At 33.2% G+C, this 19,727-nt stretch carries 20 protein-coding genes and 1 riboswitch; of the genes, 6 read left to right on the top strand and 14 right to left on the bottom strand.

Features of this window, described 5'->3' with window-relative positions:
- Position 1 precedes the first annotated feature (1 nt).
- From WKH56_RS06570 to pssA, 4 genes are all read right to left on the bottom strand, one after another.
- Complete coding sequence (locus WKH56_RS06570) at positions 2 to 442, bottom strand: hypothetical protein (RefSeq protein ID WP_316910589.1); 441 nt, start codon at positions 440 to 442, stop codon at positions 2 to 4.
- A 66-nt stretch (positions 443 to 508) separates the two neighbouring features.
- Positions 509 to 748 carry a hypothetical protein gene (locus WKH56_RS06565; RefSeq protein WP_316910590.1) on the bottom strand — a complete coding sequence of 80 codons (240 nt, stop codon included), beginning with the start codon at positions 746 to 748 and terminating at the stop codon, positions 509 to 511.
- A gap of 139 nt (positions 749 to 887) precedes the next feature.
- Positions 888 to 1,199 carry a hypothetical protein gene (locus tag WKH56_RS06560; RefSeq protein WP_342834965.1) on the bottom strand — a complete coding sequence of 104 codons (312 nt, stop codon included), beginning with the start codon at positions 1,197 to 1,199 and terminating at the stop codon, positions 888 to 890.
- Complete coding sequence (gene pssA / locus WKH56_RS06555; protein ID WP_316910592.1) at positions 1,192 to 1,947, bottom strand: CDP-diacylglycerol--serine O-phosphatidyltransferase; 756 nt, start codon at positions 1,945 to 1,947, stop codon at positions 1,192 to 1,194. The genes WKH56_RS06560 and pssA overlap by 8 nt, the downstream gene beginning before the upstream one ends.
- 158 nt (positions 1,948 to 2,105) lie before the next feature.
- Between pssA and WKH56_RS06550 the strand changes: the two genes are divergently transcribed.
- Positions 2,106 to 3,059, top strand: a complete 954-nt coding sequence (locus WKH56_RS06550; RefSeq protein WP_342834964.1) for a DHH family phosphoesterase — start codon at positions 2,106 to 2,108, stop codon at positions 3,057 to 3,059.
- 92 nt (positions 3,060 to 3,151) lie between these two features.
- Here the strand turns inward: WKH56_RS06550 and WKH56_RS06545 are convergent, their stop codons facing one another.
- From WKH56_RS06545 to WKH56_RS06535, 3 genes are all read right to left on the bottom strand, one after another.
- Positions 3,152 to 4,162, bottom strand: a complete 1,011-nt coding sequence (locus WKH56_RS06545) for a hypothetical protein (protein ID WP_342834963.1) — start codon at positions 4,160 to 4,162, stop codon at positions 3,152 to 3,154.
- A gap of 421 nt (positions 4,163 to 4,583) precedes the next feature.
- On the bottom strand, positions 4,584 to 4,799 hold the full coding sequence (locus WKH56_RS06540) for a hypothetical protein (RefSeq protein ID WP_316910595.1): 216 nt from the start codon (positions 4,797 to 4,799) through the stop codon (positions 4,584 to 4,586).
- Positions 4,800 to 4,915: 116 nt separating this feature from the next.
- Entirely contained in the window at positions 4,916 to 6,388 is a 1,473-nt protein-coding gene (locus WKH56_RS06535; RefSeq protein ID WP_342834962.1) for an ATP-binding protein, read from the bottom strand.
- A gap of 279 nt (positions 6,389 to 6,667) precedes the next feature.
- On the opposite strand from WKH56_RS06535, the gene WKH56_RS06530 reads away from it, so the two are divergent.
- Entirely contained in the window at positions 6,668 to 6,886 is a 219-nt protein-coding gene (locus WKH56_RS06530; RefSeq protein WP_342834961.1) for a TM2 domain-containing protein, read from the top strand.
- 77 nt (positions 6,887 to 6,963) lie between these two features.
- On the opposite strand, the gene WKH56_RS06525 is transcribed toward WKH56_RS06530, so the two are convergent.
- Entirely contained in the window at positions 6,964 to 8,454 is a 1,491-nt protein-coding gene (locus tag WKH56_RS06525; RefSeq protein ID WP_342834960.1) for a hypothetical protein, read from the bottom strand.
- Between the two features lie 412 nt (positions 8,455 to 8,866).
- On the opposite strand from WKH56_RS06525, the gene WKH56_RS06520 reads away from it, so the two are divergent.
- Positions 8,867 to 9,163 carry a hypothetical protein gene (locus WKH56_RS06520; RefSeq protein ID WP_342834959.1) on the top strand — a complete coding sequence of 99 codons (297 nt, stop codon included), beginning with the start codon at positions 8,867 to 8,869 and terminating at the stop codon, positions 9,161 to 9,163.
- Positions 9,164 to 9,473: 310 nt separating this feature from the next.
- Complete coding sequence (locus WKH56_RS06515) at positions 9,474 to 9,668, top strand: sunset domain-containing protein (RefSeq protein WP_342834958.1); 195 nt, start codon at positions 9,474 to 9,476, stop codon at positions 9,666 to 9,668.
- 64 nt (positions 9,669 to 9,732) lie between these two features.
- On the opposite strand, the gene WKH56_RS06510 is transcribed toward WKH56_RS06515, so the two are convergent.
- Entirely contained in the window at positions 9,733 to 10,407 is a 675-nt protein-coding gene (locus WKH56_RS06510; protein WP_342834957.1) for an SOS response-associated peptidase, read from the bottom strand.
- Positions 10,408 to 10,623: 216 nt separating this feature from the next.
- Between WKH56_RS06510 and WKH56_RS06505 the strand changes: the two genes are divergently transcribed.
- Positions 10,624 to 12,291 carry a DNA cytosine methyltransferase gene (locus WKH56_RS06505; RefSeq protein ID WP_342834956.1) on the top strand — a complete coding sequence of 556 codons (1,668 nt, stop codon included), beginning with the start codon at positions 10,624 to 10,626 and terminating at the stop codon, positions 12,289 to 12,291.
- 215 nt (positions 12,292 to 12,506) lie between these two features.
- Here WKH56_RS06505 and WKH56_RS06500 read toward each other — a convergent pair whose 3' ends face one another.
- On the bottom strand, positions 12,507 to 13,502 hold the full coding sequence (locus tag WKH56_RS06500) for an acyltransferase family protein (RefSeq protein ID WP_316910603.1): 996 nt from the start codon (positions 13,500 to 13,502) through the stop codon (positions 12,507 to 12,509).
- Between the two features lie 430 nt (positions 13,503 to 13,932).
- On the opposite strand from WKH56_RS06500, the gene WKH56_RS06495 reads away from it, so the two are divergent.
- Entirely contained in the window at positions 13,933 to 15,606 is a 1,674-nt protein-coding gene (locus WKH56_RS06495; protein ID WP_342834955.1) for an IS200/IS605 family accessory protein TnpB-related protein, read from the top strand.
- 294 nt (positions 15,607 to 15,900) lie between these two features.
- Here the strand turns inward: WKH56_RS06495 and WKH56_RS06490 are convergent, their stop codons facing one another.
- The 4 genes from WKH56_RS06490 to WKH56_RS06475 all read right to left on the bottom strand — a co-directional run bounded on the left by WKH56_RS06490 (position 15,901) and on the right by WKH56_RS06475 (position 19,725).
- A complete protein-coding gene (locus tag WKH56_RS06490; RefSeq protein WP_316910605.1) occupies positions 15,901 to 16,365 on the bottom strand; it encodes an intermediate filament family protein in 465 nt (154 codons plus the stop codon).
- Positions 16,366 to 16,388: 23 nt separating this feature from the next.
- A riboswitch (cyclic di-GMP riboswitch) is annotated at positions 16,389 to 16,472 on the bottom strand.
- Between the two features lie 413 nt (positions 16,473 to 16,885).
- Complete coding sequence (gene safA / locus WKH56_RS06485) at positions 16,886 to 17,497, bottom strand: SafA/ExsA family spore coat assembly protein (protein WP_342834954.1); 612 nt, start codon at positions 17,495 to 17,497, stop codon at positions 16,886 to 16,888.
- Positions 17,498 to 17,869: 372 nt separating this feature from the next.
- Positions 17,870 to 19,042, bottom strand: coding sequence for an ABC transporter permease (locus WKH56_RS06480; protein WP_342834953.1), 1,173 nt, complete (start codon positions 19,040 to 19,042; stop codon positions 17,870 to 17,872).
- Positions 19,039 to 19,725: an ABC transporter ATP-binding protein gene (locus tag WKH56_RS06475; protein WP_342834952.1), complete on the bottom strand. Its 687-nt coding sequence runs from the start codon at positions 19,723 to 19,725 to the stop codon at positions 19,039 to 19,041. The genes WKH56_RS06480 and WKH56_RS06475 overlap by 4 nt, the downstream gene beginning before the upstream one ends.
- Positions 19,726 to 19,727 lie beyond the last annotated feature (2 nt).

Raw genomic sequence — 19,727 nt, 5'->3', positions numbered from 1 at the left:
TTTATTTTGTTATCGCGTTTGCAGTATACTCCTTAACATACGTTAGTACTTTTTGTGTGCTGTATACTAAGTACTTGAAGCGCTTTGGTATTACGCCACTAATTTCCCTGTTGTTTAAAAATAACTGTACCTCATCAATTAACCCTGGATAATACTCTTTGATGTCTATTAAATTTAAGATCGAGTACAATACTTGGCTATCGTTTATCTTAGAAAATACTTCTTTAAATTTTAAATTAAAGCTTTCACCATTCATAATAATTAACATTAACATTACATACTTTTCTTCCTCAGCATATCTATGAAGCAAGACAAAAAACTCTTCATAATTTTCTATACTTCTTTTTACCAATTCTTCTGATAGTAAATAGAAAGCCTCCCAATTTGCATCTATCTTCTTCATTTCCAACGCTACATTTAATGCTTCGTCTAGTAAATTCATTCTTCCTCCATTAATTAAAAAAGAGGCCGTAAGCCTCTGATACATTTCCTTAAGACACATTTATAATTAATATGTACTAATTGCCGCAAATTCTTCCAGAAAAGCTTTTTGTTTCATTAAGTTATTTATTTTTTCTTTAATACTTCCCATATCGACATTAAAATCATTTATTGTACTTTTATATATTTCTCGACCTGCTTCAACCACGAAGACTGTATCTTCAGCATCTTCATATACACTAATTATCTTTCCATCTATATTTTCTTTTTTAACTTTTACGTTCAATCCAATAATACTATCGTACATTCCGTACACCTTCTTTTATGTTTTTCGCTAAAAAAAATTATATCATATTTTACGAAAGTAAATTAAAAAATTTTTTTGGGTATTTTTTCTTCAACTACATTAACAAGTAAAAAAAGCACACAATTACTGTGTGCTTTTTTTACTTGTTTAAATTATTAAGTACTCTGCTTATTTTTTCTATTATTTCTTTTTGATCTTCCTTCTCTTTCTCGTTTTTCTGCTTATTTAAACTCAGCAACAACCTTAACAAAAATATATGATTACTTTTACTAAGTTTTGCCCACTTTAATAACCCCTCATATATATAATATGTCTTTTCGGAGTTACCCCAGTCCTTGCAATAAGGATCTTCATTCCACGTATGTTCTACAGAATCTCTAATTTGCTGCTCTGTAATATTGGACATACTTTCATCACTCTTACGACCATCAGCGTTTCGTTTCTTAGGCATCTTTATTTCCATTACGCCTTTTTCTTTTAACTTTAAACCTTCTTACGAACATTTTATTCTTAATAGGAAACTTGGGCTCTTTTTCTTTTATGTAACGTACCGAAACAAACAATATATAAGTACTAAGCGCAATATAAAATAAAAAAGGTACGTGTTTAAATTCCGCTTTAGCAAATAAATAAAACATATAGAAAAGGAATAATGTTATTAGCACACTGTTTTTAGGTAATCCCACTTTTTTAAAGCTAGGAAGTTTTATTGTACTTACCATAAGAATGCAGAGTAAATAAAATGCAATTATGAATACCCATAAAGCAATGTCCTTTTGAAACAACACCAAAAACGTGACTACACCACCAGCCAAAGTAATGGGTATACCTTTAAAATGCTTTAACGATTCTTCTTGAGAAGTAGTATTAAACCTTGCTAAGCGGTAAGCCCCAAATAGAGGGAAAGCACCTGCCATTATTAAGCCATACACATTAAAATTAATAAAATAGGAATAAGCGGTTAAGTAAGCCGGAGCCACCCCAAAAGATACAATATCAGCTAGTGAATCCAACTCTTTTCCAATAGGATTAGATACCCCGAGTATTCTTGCAATTCTACCATCTACCGCATCTAGCATAATAGCAATAAAAATTAGTATTGTTGCACTTTTCAAGTCTCCATTAATTGTATAGCTAGTTGATAAAAACCCACAAAACAGGTTTCCAAAAGTAAAAGCGTTGGGTATATGTCTTTTCATTAGTCACTTCCTTATTAAAATTCAGCTCTTTATAACATTCTACATTGTATGTTTTCTTTTAACTTTTTTTCAATATTTGTGCTCAATTTAGTTGGAATAGATTTTCTCTTTCTGCTATTATGAAGTGGTTTTCATAGAAAAAGGAGTTATATCAGTAAATGACATCTATTCAAACTCAAGTTTTAGACAAGATTAAAGAATACTCAACTATTATCATTCATCGTCACGTATTCCCCGATCCTGACGCTTTAGGTTCTCAGTGTGGACTCAAAAAAATAATTAAAGAGTCTTTCCCTTCTAAAAATGTTTACGTCGTTGGAGAGGAATTAGAAGAGCTAAAGTTCATTCATCGAATGGATACAATTTCGGATGATGTTTACAAAGACGCTTTAGTTATTGTATGCGATACAGCTAACCTTCCACGCATTTGCGATAAAAGATTTAAACTTGCTTCGTTTCTAATCAAAATTGATCACCACCCTGATCTTGAGCCCTATGGAAATCTTTCTTGGGTTGATACTTCTTATAGTTCAACAAGCGAGATGATAATGGACTTATTCACCAAACATAAACATATTCTCCAACTTAACTCAGAAGCAGCTAGGCTTTTATACATTGGAATAGTTGGTGATACTGGGAGATTTCTATACCGTGGTACTACAACACAAACAATGAAGTATACTGCAGAATTAATGACATTTGACTTTAACCCTCAGCTTATCTTTAGCACTCTATATAAAAAAGACAATAATACAGCAAGGTTACAAGGAACACTTTTACTTAATTATGAACGTTCAAAAAACGGAGTTGCTCATTTTAGAATGACAAGAAACGTACTAAAACAATTCGGAGTAGATAGAAACACAGCTGGGAATTTAATAAACACTCTTGCAGATATTGAAGGCAACAAAGTGTGGGTTCTGTTTATTGAATACCCAGATAGTATTCGCGTAAGAATTAGCTCTGCTGGTACTGTTATTAACAGTGTCGCATACCGCTTTAACGGAGGCGGCCATCCACTTGCTTCCGGTGCCACAGTGTACTCTTGGGAGGAAGCAGATGCGCTAATTCAAGCATTGGACGCAACTTGTAAAGAAGCACATAAAAATTAGATTTAGTTCGTTCTTACATTTACATATAAGAAAAAATAAACTTATTTTAAACATACCCTTAAGAAAATATAGTTAAAAACCTAAACCGGTTTTTAGCTATATTTAATTGGATACATATGTTTATTTTCTATGACCATTGCTTCGCCTGTTAGCAATGAATGAGTTTGTCTAACTATGTTCTTAGGTAATTTAAGGTTAGATTCTAAGATCGGTGTTTCATTTTTACCTTGTCTAAATAGAATAACTTTACTAGCAGCACTCAATATTTCGTTTAAGTTTTCCGAGAGATCTGTAAGGCTTTGAATAGAAATTAACAACTCTGTTTGAACAGAAGATGCTCCGCTGTTTAGTATTAAGGTTTCTAGCAAGTGTTCATCTTTTAAGAACAAAAAACCTTCATCTACTACTAATAAAGTTGGCTCTGGTTCTATTCTCATTTTTCTTTTAATAGCGACTACATAAGAATATAGAACCGCTAGAGAATACATTCCATTTGTATAAATTAAGTTAAGGTTGTTTTTTAAGTCTAGACCTCTATTCTTTTTGCCAAAATAGTTGGAGATGTTTTTGTCTTCTACCATTAAAGGAGAATACACTTTAAATTCTTTATATAAGTTATCACTATGTTCCTTTAGCACTTCGCAGAATGTACTAAAGCATAGATGGTTAGGTGCGTATTCATAGTTAGGATTAAACCTTCCCTTGGTTATTCCCACACTCTCATACATCTCTAAAATAGCACTCATTAACTGGACTTTTTCTACATTTCCCATATCTCTTTCCAATAACAGCTTAAGAAACACAAAAAGCTCTTTGCAATGACAATCAAATAAATACGAATAGTAATCCCCTGATGTATAGCTAGCTGGGTAAAAGCCAAACATATTAATTTCTACTACATTGTTAACTACTATTAAATTACCTTTTAGTTCTTCACAGAGGGAACCAAAGTCATTTGTATGTTGAATGATATACGTTTTATTAGTAGCTATCTTCTTTTTTACAATTTCTCTGATAGCATATGTTTTCCCTGAACCCACCATTCCTGATAACAAAGTCATCTTATTAAAATACTTATCTTGTTGACTTTCGACAGAGCTCAAAGTTCTCCCTCCTCTTATCCTTTTATACTTTTCGCTCTGTTGTCATAAAGACCTTGTTTAACCTAACCAAACTAGTTTATTTTCTGTTATAAAACTGGTCAAAGAACAAAATAAAAAACCCGCTACATAGCGAGTTAAAAAATTATATTAGTTTTTAAAACAAAAGTTTATACCAGCCTATTATTGCTATCCATAGCGGTACACTAATAAGCGTTCCCCAAAAAAGACCTATAAAGAAATTCCCTTCTTTTTCTTCATTTTCTTCCATATGAGCAACACCCTTCTTTTCTTATACTTGGATAACTTATATTTTATTCAACGTTCTTATAACAACCCTTAATGGTTAATTTGTACGCTAAAAAGGTGATGTATATTATATACATCACCTTTTTATTCTTGCTCTATTATTTAAAATTTATACTTAACCCATTCGCAGAAAGTTCATTTCATAAACTCTTTTTATTTCTCTAGCAGTTTCTGTAGCTTGTTTGAAAGTCGTTTTGCTCGACATCATTCTTTCTCCCTTTTCTTGGCCACTATAAAAAAGGTTTTCTCCCCAGCAATAAAAAACTTGATACAGGCTAGAGTTTTTTTCTCTAATCTCATAATAAGCACCGTTGTTCAGTTCAATCTTCATTTCCGTTACCACCCATATAAATATTCCGTTAATTAGTTAGTGAAATGTATGTCCACAAATAGTTTTTAAATAACCGCAATAATAGATGCTTTTATTTAAAAGCACCTATCATCAATTTAAACAGTTTCCAATTCAGCTACAGCCAAACCTAATTCTGCTCTAAGTTCATTTTTTACTTCTTCACTTACGTCTTTAGCTTCAAGTAGTTTTCTAATTTCTTTAGCAGCTACTAACAAATTTTTAATATCACGAACTGCGCTGTTAGATTTGCTATTTCTTTTAGTAATATTTGTTTTGGTTACAGCTTTATTATCAGTTACTTTATCAGTTTTACTACCAACTTTAACTTTATCTATACCAGTTGATCTTTGTTTACTGTTAACCATTGGGCCAGGAATAACCATTTCTATTTTTCTCTGTTGCAACCCCGTAGCAATTTTCTTTGCCTTTGCAGCTAATTCTTTTTTCTCTTCTTTATAAAGCCTTTCTCTCATTTCACTCATATAAGGTTCAATAATTTCTGATAGTTGATTTTTGAATTGTGTAGTAGGATGAACATTTCCTTTTAGGAAGTTCATATTAATTTCTTGGTCCAACTCACTTTTACAATTAATTTCAATTCTAAGGCGGTTTTTCTCATTGTGTCTTTCCCCAAAAACGTTATGCCAATTTAGTGCTTGGCCTACCATTCGACCTTCACGATAGAAATAAATACCTTGATTTGTTTGATTCATAGGCAATTGAACATCTTTACCATCAACTTTTTTACCTCTACTATTGTGGTCCGGCTTAGGCAGAACAGTAGCAGACACTTCAATAGAAGTATTTTTCACTTGGTCAGTTTTTGGAGCATTATACTCAACAACGTAGTGATCTCTTTCTGCAACTACAAATGTTTTCTTATTTTCTCTCATTAATACATCAATTGCTTCTATTTTATCTCCCTTAACAGGAACATCATTTACAGTAAAAGCAATGCCTCTATTAATAAAATTTTTATATGTTAAACCAATAAAAGATTGCATTTGTCTAACAAAAGTTTGATGTGTTACATCTAAGCGGTCAGCATTTTTAATAATGATGATAGTCCCTGAGCGCTGTCTTCTTCCTAATTTACTTTTAAAGAAAGACGCCTCTTCTTCATTAGCAAGCCGTACCGTTGTTTTAAATTGGCCCAATTGTTCCATTTTGTTAATATTGTATTCACCGTAAAGTACTTCTCCAGAAGCTTTTTGAGTAAAAACTTCAAACTGGGTGCTTAAACTTAAAGCTGCTGTTCTCATTCCCATTCCGTACTTACCTAATTGATTAATTCCAAGCTTTAGTTCTTTAGCAAGAGTTAATGATCCTCTTAACGTTGCATCGTTCATACCTTTACCGTTATCGACAATCATAATATTGGATTTTTTTCTGTCGTTATTGTATACATACAAATCTATTTCATTAGCACCAGCATCAATAGAGTTATCAACTATTTCACCCATTGCTGTATTTAAATTTACTCCTGTTGCTCTCAAGACGCTTAATAATCTTACATCCGGAGTCACATCCACTAACCCTCTATTTATTTCACTACCGTTCTCTTGCATAATATGTATACCTCTCTTTAAATCTATTTATGATTTTTGTCTCTTTTATATTTTTCGACTGATATTTTTTTCATCTGTTTTTTAGTATATAAAAATAGGAATATCTGCGCAAGCCTATTTTTTCTAATAATTTTACCTTTTTGTATTTTTTTGTTTTTCAATTTTGTCATTTATCACCTTTTTATTTCTCTTTTACAACTTGTCTGAGGAAGATTAAGGACTTTCGCAATTTCTACTGAATGGTATCTATGTTTTTTTAAAAGTGAGGTGATAAAGTAAATGATTACATCATCAGAAAAGAATTGGTTAATTACTGTTTTGTTATGCTTTTTCTTAGGAGGTTTAGGAGCTCACCGCTTCTTTGTCGGTAAAATTGGTACAGGCATTGTTATGTTAGTAACTTTAGGTGGGTTCGGCATTTGGTCTTTAATTGATCTTATTGTTATTATTGCTGGTAACTTTAAAGACAGTGAAGGCAATTTAATTAAATATGAATAAGTCTTAAAAAACAAAAAGACCTTCCTATTTGCATTAAAGCAGTAGAAAGGTCTTTTTAATAAATATTATATTATAACTTAGTTGTCAGTTAACTCTACAACAATTTTCTTAATTGGGTTTCCTTCTTGATTACTTGATGTATAAGTGTGTCTAGCAGTACTGTAGTTATCATAAACTAAATGGTACCCTTCACTATCATTTGTTTCTTCTAAATCAAAAGCTCCATAAACCCCATCACCTTCATAAACTTTCTTAACAGTGGCAAAGTCTTTATAATAACTTGCCGCTCTACTACCTGTAATAGTTACTTTGTAAACTTTACCATCTGCGCGAGACAATGAATAAATGGCATCGCTATATTGAAAGTCTGCACCATTTGATGAAGTGGTAATAGCAATTGGCTTACCAAACTTAGCAATTAACTCTTCAGGTAGATAACCGAAATGCATATTATCGTCTGGACCACCAACTTCAATATTTAAATATTCATTATAAATATTAAAGTTACCTAATGTAGCAGTAGTATTGTTTTTGTCTGTGTCCGATGAATCGTCTTGTGAACTATTATCTTGTTCAGCTTTTTTGTCAGCCTCACCAGCTCCCCCCTCAGAAGCATCCTTATCTTGTGTTGCCGGTGCGTCATCATCAATAGAAAACTCTTCTTCTAAATCATAGACTAATTTTGTATTAGTAGCACTAATACCTATTACATTTTGAGGTTTACCATTTTTATAGATACGGAATACATAAGCTTTTGCGCCATCAGCATCAAGAGAGGTTACGGCACCGTCATATTCTGCTTTATCACCATAAGGACTTGCAAGAGCTTTAGCTTCGTCTTTTGTTAAATTAAGGTTTTTGTGTTCTAAGGACGTTGCTTTCCAATAGTTAAGCTTCCATTTTCCATCTTCAAATAAGTATGTAAATTCCCACTTACTTCCCATATTCAAGAAATCTGTTGCTGGTTCTAAAGCAACAATACTCAATTTATTACCATTTTGCTCATATGAAAAACGAACATCCATATTTAACTCTGGTTTAAAATGCTCATCACATTCACAATAGTATTTTTTAGCAAGTGACTTTAGATCATTATTAATAAAGCTTGATGTAGCATACGGAGTTAATTTAGGTGATAACTTACTGAAATCTGATGGATTTGCATTATTCCAACCATACTGATCGCCAGCTTTATTAAACGCTGAGAAGATAGCATCCATATTATCAGTTAATAAGTTTTTAATTTGACCTTCTTTTAGAATAGCAGGTGTATCATTACTTTTACTACTCTCTTGAGGGCTGTTATTGTTGCTATTATCGCTGCTATTTTTAGAGCTTGAATTTGAACCGCTTGTCTCTGAAACATTTCCTTCATTATCAGTCGGTGTTGTTTCTACATTGTCTTTGCCTTCTGTAGCATTAACATCTTTCTCTTCTTCCTTATGTACTACTTGCTTGTTCTTTTCATCGGCATTAACAGATTTAGATGTATCACCATCCCCAGATGAGCATCCCGCAATACCTAATGCTAGTACTCCAGTCATAATTCCAATTGCAACTTTCGACATATTTTCTCCTCTTTCCTTTTTCTTTTTCTCTATATTGGAGTTCAAAAGAACCCCTCTACTTACTATTATAAACAATTTTCTGGGCAAAGGCCCAAAATAATCTAAAATAGTTATATTTTTTACTAAAAAGTTTTTATATTATTTCAATATATGGTAAATAGTTGAATATTTTTACTCTTTTTCTTATAAAAGGAGTTTTCATTTAACATAAACTGAACTTTTTGCTATTTAAAAATAAGTTATTAATTATACAGAAATCACATTCTTATAACGGTAACAAGCATCGTTTACACATCATTCTTTTATAGGTCATATTTAGAATTACATTTTTTTAGAAATTAACTTGACTATTATCAATACCAATATATAACAATGTCATCAAGTTATTTTTGACAACAAGGAGTTGGAACTTATGAATAAAAAAATTGAAGAAGTCTATTCTGGCCTTTCAGGAGATGGTAGGTCTTTAGCTAAATTAGCAGAACATTATGAAGCAGCTATTACCGCATTAGAGGAACAAAACCGAAGAACTATCGCTATTGATGCGTTATCAGGTATTAAACCTAATTTAGAAGAACAAGCAATGTTTAAAGAAACACTTTACAATATAAAGCGGATTATTATCTCTGAACTAGAGAAAACCGTAGCAGACATTGAGCACCAGGGAGATAAAAACTGGACGAAATATTATAAAGACGGTGTAATTTAAAGAGCAATACGAGCTCTTTTTATTTTCGAAAAATCTATTCTTAAAAATAATTTTTCAAGAAAATAAAAAAACTACTATAAGAGCTTTTAGTAAGCTTATAGCAGCTGGTTTTCACCATCAACCCCTAAGTATTTTATATGTCTTCTTTTTGGTATATGCCGATTCATCCCTCTTTCTTTCTAAGGATATCTTTATATTTGATATAACCTTCATTCCTTAAATCAATTAAAAAATACATCATAACAGCTTTATAAAAACAACCACTTATCGTGAAAATTACCGGTACCTATGCTAAAAATTTTCTAGCGAGGTGATTGCCGTGTTTAAAAATCTAGCACTTTCTTTTAAAACAAAATTTTATCCCATTAAAGCTAATATTAATTCTAAAGGCGAAAAGATATATCATTGTCCGGAAGGTAGACTCTACTATTCTGTTAAACCTGTGAATTATTTTAAAAACGAAAAACAAGCAGAAAAAGCCGGATACCGCAGATCAAAAATTTAATCCTGTTTTAAATGCACAAAACGGGTAGATGCGTAAAACCCTTATAAAAGGGTTTTTTCTTTTTCTAAATACTATTTAAAGGTGCCAAACACTCTTCGACATCATTTTTAGGCGAATTAACAATAGTTGACACAGGATACATTTTCATTTGTTCCGCTGGATATGGAACCAATAGCGATTTAAGGTATTCTGTATCTTCCATTTGAGGATCTAACCATAGATCATATGCGTCTTCCTTAAGAATCACAGGCATTCTATCGTGAACTTCTTCAGTAATCTTATTTGGTTTAGTAGTTATAATAGTACACGTATAGAGCGGTTCTTCTCCCCTATTCCATTCCTCCCACAATCCAGCAAACGCAAAAGGTCTTTCATCTTTCATTACAAATCTAAAGGGTTGTTTGTTCTTTCCTTCTTTTTTCCACTCATAAAACCCATCAGCCAAAATTAAACAGCGTTTACTTTTAAAAGGCCTCTTGAAGCTTGCTTTCTCATCAACACTCTCACCTCTAGCGTTAATCATTTTATAGCCGATTTTAACATCATCAGCCCAATAAGGAACCAGCCCCCATTTCATTGTTGTTCCAACCCTTTTTCCTTCACTAGAACCTAGCGTTAAAACTTGTTGAGATGGAGCTATATTAAACCTGGAACCAAATGCAAATTCTCCATTAAAATCAAAATTAAACTGTTCTTGAAGCTCCGCTATATCCGTTGTTAAAGAAAAACGTCCACACATATTTTCACCTCAAATTTAATTAGTTATAACTTTTATGTTTCTCTTATCCTGTCACCTTTCCCTTCTTCCTATAACCGATAAACTAAATGAAAACTTTTAGCAAGAATAATGTGTACCCGTATTTCGTATTTAACGATTAAAATTCTTTTTTTCTCCAAATAAAGGGATTCCTTTTTATAATCTTTTCAACCAAAGGAAAACTTAGGAGGAATCTTAATGTTAAATATCATTAGAAAATGTTCAAATAGAGGCAAAAAATACAAAGAGTCTTTAAAAAAAGTTACTGAAATTATTAAAAGACGAGATTACAAACAAAAAAATAGAATTTATGTTGAGGCACAATATTTAGAGGAGTACGGCTTCAAAAAAGGGACACCTATTAAGTATGCAGTGGATATGCAAAATAAACGCATTACTATTGTTCCAATTAAGAAGTCCTTAAACCACGTTGCTACAACTACACAAGCTAGAGGTAAAACACCAAAAGAAGTTCCTGTAATTGATATCAAAAACAAAGCTGATATTACTGAGTTCTTCAAACTATATAATGATGTAGAAATCCAGATTAGCCAAGGACAAATTATTTTAACTGTTAAAGGTCTTTCTAATACTTCTTCTAATCATTATTTAACTGTAGAGAAAGAGCTAGTAACTTCTAGAGAGGCAGAAAAGAGCAAGCAAACATCTTACGGCAAAGTGCTTAATTTCCGATCAGCAAAAGTAAAAAAAGCGGCTGTTTCAAAAAAGCATTATGCCGTTAATATTAAAGATCTTGCAAAAGCATCTGGTTATGAACAAATGTCAATCTACGACTTCTTTACAGCTGAATCAGAAGATGTCGCGAGTAGTAGACAAAACCTTGAGATTAGCAAACCGCTTAAGGAGAAATCTATTAAAACTTTATCTCTTTTCTCAGGTTGTGGTTCATTCGACAAAGGGTTTGTTGATCAAGGTTTCGAAATTGTATTTGCTAACGACCGTTTTGAAAAGAAAGCTCTTCGCGATTATCATATCCAAACGTATAAGCATAATATCTCAGATCACATTGTAATGAGAGATGTAATGGAGCTTACAGAGAATGATATTCCAGAAGTGGATTTTGTTATTGCAGGTGTACCGTGTGTTACCTTTAGCGCTTTGAATACTAAAAATAATTTTAGGGATAGCGATTCTTTATACCACCCAATCGTTGAACAGACGTTAAACATTATTAAATGGAGTAAAGCTAAGAGTTTCCTAATTGAAAACGTGGAGAGATTTCTCTCAGTCAAAGATGGAGCTATGCTCAAGCGTATTAAAGAACGCCTTGCCGATTTCGGTATTGTTGCAAAAGTAATAAAAGGTACTGATTTAGGTTCTGCCCAAAAGAGAAAAAGAGCTTTTATCTTTGGTATCCAAGGTGGTAACCCTCACTTAGAACTTCCACCAGTTGCAGAATATCGAACAGTGGCCGATGCTTGGAAAGACATTGAAAACGCACCACAGCAAGACATCTATTTCACTACTACAGAGAAAATAAGGGAACGAATTAAGTACATTCCACAAGGAGGAAATATAAAATGGGTACCCGAACATTTAAGAGCTAGCGGGAAAAGGTTTTCTAATTACTGTCAACGCTTAATCTATAATGGGCAAGCGCCAACTATTACTCACGTCCAAGATGAAGCCTTCCTGCACCCACTTCTTGACACTCGTTTTATAACAGTTAGAGAGGCCGCAAGATTATTCTCACTTCCCGATAACTTTATTTTTATCGGTTCTCGTACTGCTATATTCGAAATGATTAAAAATTGCGTGGATTATCGCAAATCCACTTACTTAGCGAAAACTATAAAAGAACAATTGCTTCCTATTCTTTTTGGAGAGCTAGGAGCCTTAGTATAAAATTAAAAAACAATATTTCTTAAAATTAAATTTTGGTACGTTTCATAAAAATTAAAAACCATCTAGCTTATCGCAAGATGGTTTTTTTCATTATCTCATTAAAAGCATCCTTATCTATTCTGTTAAACACATTTAAATGACTTTATTTAAATACTTATTTTTGTTATTCCCCTTTTTTTCAAAAGAGTAACTCTTATTCAAACGCTAGAATGAGGCTATTTTGTTGGTGTCCATTTCTTTTTCCTTTTTCTTTGTATCCCTATTAAAAACAACCCAAGTTTCACTATTGCTTTTCTTGTAAGTAAATACACCACTACAATTGGTAACAAGAACAAAACATAATATTGATTAGTATGTTCCACCCAATCATACACAGGAGAAGTTTGTATATATTTTAAGATGAACATATGGAAAAGATAAATAATTAAAGTTAACGAACCAATCTTAGTAATACTTAATTGTTTCTTTGGTGCTATGGTTAAAAAACAATATGTTGCCGCAGCCATAAATAAATAGACAATTGTTCTGTTCAAAAAGCCATACTCAACCGGCCCTTTACTTATTTCACTATAAGGGATTCTTCCATATAACCATTCTTTCCAGTCTATATTACCAAAGTAATAGACAATTACAAATAAAGAAATAAATATTAACCAAGATACAACAACATTTCTCCTTATTTTTAGTTTCGTAAAATGTTGTTCATCCAATAAGTATCCCATTAGGAAGAACGGGAAAAAGAAAAATGTCCTAGCAAATGTCAGCGTTTCATTAATACTTCCAACATAACCCACTACCAGAGATACACCAACTGCCAAAAGTAAACCCACTCTGTTTTTAGGAAAAATAAACAAAAGTAAATTCCAACAAAATATACTAATTAAAAACCATAAAGCCCAACGAGGTTCTAAGAGCGTCATTTCAAGTTTGTTCCCATATACTTTTGTATAGTACAAAGTATATATAATCTGAAATATTACATAAGGTATTAGAAACTTCTTAGCTAATTTCCAAACATCTTTTTTTGTTTTAATGGCTTTCGAAAAATATCCCGATACTAGTATGAATGCAGGCATATGGAAAAGATAAATAAACATATATATACTTGCAACCCATTTATTTTCATTAACTGCTTCTGACAATGTATGCCCAAGCACGACTAATAAAATTAAAACGGCTTTTAGGTTATCAAAATAAGGGTTCCGTGACATAGCTCCTCCTAATATAAAAGTAATAGATTTAACTTTTAAATGAACATTCTCTTCTTATATTCAAACAAGCTTTTTTAAATTGTGTATATATTTCTTCCCTTTTTCTCTTCTACTTAAAAGCTTGACAACACACTTACATCATAATATTTCACTTAAAGCGCTTTTTGTTTAAACTCCTTTGCCTGCTTAATCATTTAAAAAAGTAGACCTATAATGTAATTCTGTACACTTAGGCCTACTTTAACACTTATTTATCATTATAGCCGAGAAGACCCCCACCTCAAGGAGCGGAACGGGCGTAGCCCAGCGAGTAGGTGGGGGATGAATCGGCCTTTTTTAAATATTTTTTAACTCTGAGTTGCAATATTTCCCTGTCTTGTTATAAACTATTAACTAAATGGTAGAACGTCAGTTCGGGAGGAGGAGACAAATGAAGAAAACGTACTTTTCAAAACGCATTTGGAAAAAGGACGTAAACGCCCTTACAGTAGCTGAAATGGAAGCCTTAAGTAAATTGTTTAATCGCGCCAAATGTTTTGTATTTCAAACACTTGTCCGTCAAAAACGTTGGGGACGCGAGTTACATAAGGAAAGCATTCACCTAGTTGTAAAAAGAAAGTTTAGCGTAAACGATTATGTGGCAAACAGCATTGTACGCGAATCTCAAGCTCTCTTGAAAGCCCAAACCGAACTAAATAAGCTATATATCAAACAAACAGACGAGAAGATTAAAAAGATAAAGAAAAAACTTAAGAGTGAACGTTCACTCCTTACCACTCTTCGCAAGATAAAAGCAAGCTTCATTCAAGGAAACCTATGGTTTCCCAAAAATAGAAACTACACTTTACACTCCAGTGGAATGGTTTCACTAGAATTGAAGAGTTGTTCTCTCGTTTGGATGAATACCTACTTATTCGAACATCAATATCTAGATGTCACAATTAAACGACTTAAAGCAAAAATTGGGCGCTTAGAACATCGCCTTTTTCGTCTAGAAGGTAAGAAAGAGAAGTTAATCACACATATTTCCAGCGTGGTCTTTGGCTCGAAAAAGTTGTTTAAACACCAATTTACAAAAAAAGAGTTTGCACAAGATCATCAGTCTTGGCGAGAACTCTTTTTAGCTGCACGAAACAAACAAGTACTAATTTCAGGGCGTAAAGACTCAGCATCAGGGAACTTTGTCTTTAGTTATCAACCGGATACAAGCGACTTACATATGACTTCCCTTTCGGGAAAAGTTGTGACGTTTTCAAATGTAGTTTTTCCTTATGGACAAGAACAAGTTAATCAAACGGTTATTCGCCAACGGAACTGTAAAGATAAAAAGGCGAATGGAAAACCTATCTCCTGGTCTGTCGAAGATCACAAAGACTATTACATTATTAAATGTTTACTAGATGTTGAAGAAGAAGTGTCCATAAATTTCTCTACGTCTGATGGCGTCATTGGTGTAGATTGCAATGTGGATCACTTCGCCTGGACAGATGTTTCAAAGGACGGTAATTTTTTAGAAAGTGGAAAGCTTTCGTTTTCTCTACATAAAAAAACAACTGGTCAATCAACAAAAATCCTTGAAGCAGAAGCCATAGCGCTTGTAGACTTAGCTGTTCGCAAGAACAAGCCAATTGTAATGGAAGACATTGATACGACACTCTCCAAGACTGGCGATGCTTACGGAAATAAAAAGGCTAACCGTTTAAAAAGTGTCTTCGCTTACCGTAAAATGACGCAAGCTATTGAAAGCCGTGCTCAAAAGATGGGTGTAGCTGTAATGGTTGTGAATCCAGCGTACACATCTATTACAGGCAAACTTAAATATATGCGTAAATTTGGTATCTCTATTCACCAAGCAGCTAGCTATACAATTGGCCGTAAAGGTCTTGGTTACAAAGAAAAAGCACCACAGGTGCTTCGTCATCATATTGTGCGTGAACAGTTGCCCTACTGGAAACAATGGTGGGCACTCAATAAAAAGTTCAATGTACGAACGGAATTGTTCTATGAACTGTTCAATGTAAATAAACCATTTCAGCACATTAATCTTACACACGAAGAATTAACAGAAAAAGAAAGTAAACATTTAAAGAAAGCTTTTGCATAAGCAATATACATAACTTGAACTTCTTGTACCAAATACTTACTAACGCTACCGGAGCAGATAGCGATTTTCTAAGGTTTGGGTGCATTGCAAGGATGTTCAAACGATTCCATACAAATGAAGGTTGGGGTACCCGCTACAAGCACTTGCTTACATAGAAAGAACTGTATGTGCGGTTGTCCCGAAGGGACACTTCTGTAATTTGTATGGTTAACCGACCCCGTTGAACGGGAAGGGTTCCTAAGTCTTTAAAGGTTTTAGGAATCCCCCACTTCAAGCTTGCTAAGTGGGGGTAGTTCAATTAGTTGCATTTACTAGTTCAGCTTGAATTTTAGCATCAATATTTCTCTTTGCTTCATTCAACTCCTGATCAGCTTTCCTAGTCAATTCATCTTTCTTTACCTTCGAAGCATTATTTGCTGTTGTCTCTAAATCAGATATTGTTTGAATGTAGTAACTATCCAATTCTTTCTCATTACGCTGAATTAATTGTTCTTTATGCTTTTTAACATCTTCACTAATCAATTTTACATTTCTACTTACATCGTTTGAAATTTGATCAATAATAGCTGTTTCTTTTTCATCAGTCTTTTGTTTAATTTCAGGGAACACAGCTGTATATAGCTTGTCTACACCTTTTGTAATTAATGCATTCCATTGGTCTCCATAAGCGGCATATGCTGTAGTACCCATTGAGCTAATTACAATTGTACCCGCTAAAACTAATCCAGCAGCTTTTTTACTTACTTTAATTTTTTTCACAATTATCTTCTCCCCACAATGTAAAAGAAAGCGGTCGGTTGCACTAATAGCTCCACAAGATCCAAGTGCCCACGTATAGACCTTGCTTCTTAACTCCCTCTTATGAGTTACTTTCACTCACTCTTTTTTCATTGAACCTATTTGTATAGATACCTCTTATTTTTGATAAAAGCATATGTTAGATATCCCATACCTAGCCACTTCATTAAATATGGATTTCTCTTACTTGCTTTTATCATTTAAGTTGCTCAAAAACAAGATTTCAAGGACATATATGTAATGGAAAATAGAAAATAAACCAATCTTTTATTTAAGACTACTGAACTCCCCACTTCAAGCTTACTAGTGGAAATAGTTAAAAAAACAAAATTACTTATCATTATGGATTTGCTATCTATTCTGAAGACCAGACAGAGGGATATGAATGCAGGTTCTTAAACAAATTAAAAAAACAGCAGTTTTTAGAATACTTAGTAGAAAAAAAGAAGCACTTATAAAAGTGCTTCTTTTTCTATGTTTCTTAGTTTTTAATAAACTGTTGAGTCCAATAAATACCATAACTTCCGCCTTTAGCATAACCTACACCAATTTGGTTGTAAGAGCTGTTAAGGATGTTTGCACGGTGACCTGGGCTTTCCATCCAAGCCTTAACAACTGCTTCCGGAGTTTGTTGTCCAGCTGCAATGTTTTCCCCAGCGCTAGTGTATTTAATTCTAAAGTTTTTCATCATATCAAATGGTGAACCGTATGTAGGAGAGTTGTGATCAAAGTAATTTTTGTCTCTCATATCTTCTGATTTAATGCGGGCTACTCTTTGAAGCTCCCAATTCATTGTAAGTGGTTTTAAACCTTGTTTTGCTCTTTCCTTATTTGTTAATGTAACTACTTGTTCTTCAAAAGATTGTGTAGCTGAATCAACTGTAGGGATGTTAAGTTTTTGACCAGGATAGATAGTGTTAGGGTTTTTAACCGAAGGATTACTCTTAATAACCTCAGAAGTTCCTACGTGATACTTTGAAGCAATTTTCCACATCGTGTCGCCCTTTTGGACCGTATATGTAGTAGCTGCTTGAGCAGTTAATGGTAGTGCTAGTGATGCCGCCAAACCTAATGCAATAATACCTTTTTTCAATTGTCTTACCTCCACACTTTTTTTCAACAGTGACCATTATGCAACAATTTAATAGCGGGGGGATAGAGGTAAATTTTTCATTCTAATGCTAACAATTTATAAAACTACCTTAAATTACATATTTATGATATTTTTATACGCAAATCCTTTAAAAAAAGGTATATCAAGTCCTATATTTATGATTATGTTGGTGTGAATTACCTTGTAATTAATTGCCTCAGTAAAGCTTAAAAAAGTATAAAACTAGTCGGATATATTGAATTAAAATCCTATAATTTACATTTATATAAATGATTTAATTAAGTTCACTACTGAAGAAATAGTACCATATCAACCAAATAAAAGTTCGCTTATGTAAAGCGAACTTTTATACTATTCGTTTCTCAATGCATCTATTGGTTTTAACTTTGCTGCTCTGTTGGCCGGTAAAATACCAAACACAATACCTATTAGCATAGAAAATATAAATGAAGATATAACTATTGCAGGTGCTACATATGGTTCTACATTCATTAGACTAGAGATTCCATATGTTCCACCAATTCCAATAAGAATGCCAATTACTCCTCCAATTGTCGTTAGAACAACCGACTCTATTAGGAACAGACTCAGAATATCTTTTCGTTTAGCCCCTATTGCTTTTCTAATTCCAATTTCCTTTGTTCTTTCTGTTACAGATACAAGCATTATGTTCATTATTCCTATACCTCCTACTAATAAGGAGATGCCTGAAATACCCGCTAATAGCAACGACATTGTTTGAGTAACTGTATCCATCGTATCCAATAGATCCTGCTGATTTAATATGCTATAACTATTTGTATCGTTCTTAAATTTCGTTTTTAATGTTTTGTCTATCGTTGAAATAGCTAACTCTACATCTTCTGCACTACTAGCCTGAATATTAACTACTTTGACACCCGATGTAAAAAGTAATCTCTCTGAAGTACTAATAGGTATCAATATCTTATCATCGTAAGAACTTAACAATGACTCCCCTTTTTCTTCAAGTAGTCCCACAACCGTAAAAGGCAATCCATTTAAAGAGAGCTGTTTACCTATTGGATTTGTTTTTCCAAAGAACGTCTTAGCTGCTTCTGCTCCGATTAATACTACTTTTTGTCTTGTATCTACGTCAATTGGCATTATGTATCTTCCAGATTGAATATGAAAGTTCTGCACATCTTCGTAATTAGGAGTTATACCATCAATGCTTACTGTTTCCTTCTTGCTGTTGTATTTCGCTTCTACATTACCACTTATAACAGGAGAAACCTTTTCAATACCTTCTTTTTCTTTCCAATCTAGTGTTTCTTTGTAGTCAATTGAAGTCGTAGTTCCCCTACCTACAATTCCTACAGTAATTAAATTGGATCCTAAATCTTTGACTTCATCTGTAATCATCCGTGTAGAGCTTTGAGCAATCGATATGAGAGTGATAACTGATGAAATACCAATAACAATTCCGAGCATTGTAAGAAAAGAACGTAACTTATGTGATTTTAAATTCTTCATTGCCATTTTTATAGCCGTAAAAAAATTCATTTCTTACCACCCACTGTGACATTCCCTAACTTTCCATCCTTTATCTGAACTACCCTTTTAGCCTGGTTAGCAACTTCTAAATCGTGAGTAATAATAACAATTGTATGTCCTTGTTTATTTAACTCTTTAAGTAGTTCCATAATAGCCTTACTGGTTTTTGAATCTAATGCGCCAGTGGGTTCATCCGCAAGAAGTATTGGTGGATTTCCTGCTAATGCTCTCGCTATAGCTACACGCTGTTGTTGGCCTCCAGATAATTTTGTAGGAAGGTGATGAACTCTTTCCCCCAGACCAACCTTTTCTAATGACTCTGTTGCTACTTTCCTTCTCTCCCCTTGTTTTACTCCTCTATAAATTAGCGGCAGTTCTACGTTTTCAATAGCAGACAATTTTGTTAGAAGATTAAAGTTTTGAAAGATAAAACCTATTTTCTGATTGCGAATTGTTGAGAGTTCATTCTCTTTGGCTTTTTCAATCGTTATACCATCCAAAATGTATTTTCCACTAGTAGGAATATCTAAGCATCCTAGAATGTTCATTAATGTTGATTTTCCAGAACCGGAAGGACCAACAATAGCCAAAAACTCTCCCTTTTCTATTTCCAACGACACATTATCCAAGGCTTTTACTACTTCATCTCCAACTGTATACTGCTTATTAATTTTCTCTAAAGAAATAAGCATAA

The organism is Priestia sp. SB1 (genome assembly GCF_038898415.1).
The sequence above is the reverse complement of the archived record's forward strand: the minus strand, read 5'-3'. Positions and strand labels throughout refer to the sequence as shown.

Coding starts and splice junctions, on each gene's coding strand:
- WKH56_RS06570 (WP_316910589.1), bottom strand. CDS start 442: ATGAATTTACTAGACGAAGCATTAAATGTAGCGTTGGAAATGAAGAAG.
- WKH56_RS06565 (WP_316910590.1), bottom strand. CDS start 748: ATGTACGATAGTATTATTGGATTGAACGTAAAAGTTAAAAAAGAAAAT.
- WKH56_RS06560 (WP_342834965.1), bottom strand. CDS start 1,199: ATGCCTAAGAAACGAAACGCTGATGGTCGTAAGAGTGATGAAAGTATG.
- pssA (WP_316910592.1), bottom strand. CDS start 1,947: ATGAAAAGACATATACCCAACGCTTTTACTTTTGGAAACCTGTTTTGT.
- WKH56_RS06550 (WP_342834964.1), top strand. CDS start 2,106: ATGACATCTATTCAAACTCAAGTTTTAGACAAGATTAAAGAATACTCA.
- WKH56_RS06540 (WP_316910595.1), bottom strand. CDS start 4,799: ATGAAGATTGAACTGAACAACGGTGCTTATTATGAGATTAGAGAAAAA.
- WKH56_RS06535 (WP_342834962.1), bottom strand. CDS start 6,388: ATGCAAGAGAACGGTAGTGAAATAAATAGAGGGTTAGTGGATGTGACT.
- WKH56_RS06530 (WP_342834961.1), top strand. CDS start 6,668: ATGATTACATCATCAGAAAAGAATTGGTTAATTACTGTTTTGTTATGC.
- WKH56_RS06525 (WP_342834960.1), bottom strand. CDS start 8,454: ATGTCGAAAGTTGCAATTGGAATTATGACTGGAGTACTAGCATTAGGT.
- WKH56_RS06520 (WP_342834959.1), top strand. CDS start 8,867: ATGAATAAAAAAATTGAAGAAGTCTATTCTGGCCTTTCAGGAGATGGT.
- WKH56_RS06510 (WP_342834957.1), bottom strand. CDS start 10,407: ATGTGTGGACGTTTTTCTTTAACAACGGATATAGCGGAGCTTCAAGAA.
- WKH56_RS06505 (WP_342834956.1), top strand. CDS start 10,624: ATGTTAAATATCATTAGAAAATGTTCAAATAGAGGCAAAAAATACAAA.
- WKH56_RS06500 (WP_316910603.1), bottom strand. CDS start 13,502: ATGTCACGGAACCCTTATTTTGATAACCTAAAAGCCGTTTTAATTTTA.
- WKH56_RS06495 (WP_342834955.1), top strand. CDS start 13,933: ATGAAGAAAACGTACTTTTCAAAACGCATTTGGAAAAAGGACGTAAAC.
- WKH56_RS06480 (WP_342834953.1), bottom strand. CDS start 19,042: ATGAATTTTTTTACGGCTATAAAAATGGCAATGAAGAATTTAAAATCA.
- WKH56_RS06475 (WP_342834952.1), bottom strand. CDS start 19,725: ATGCTTATTTCTTTAGAGAAAATTAATAAGCAGTATACAGTTGGAGAT.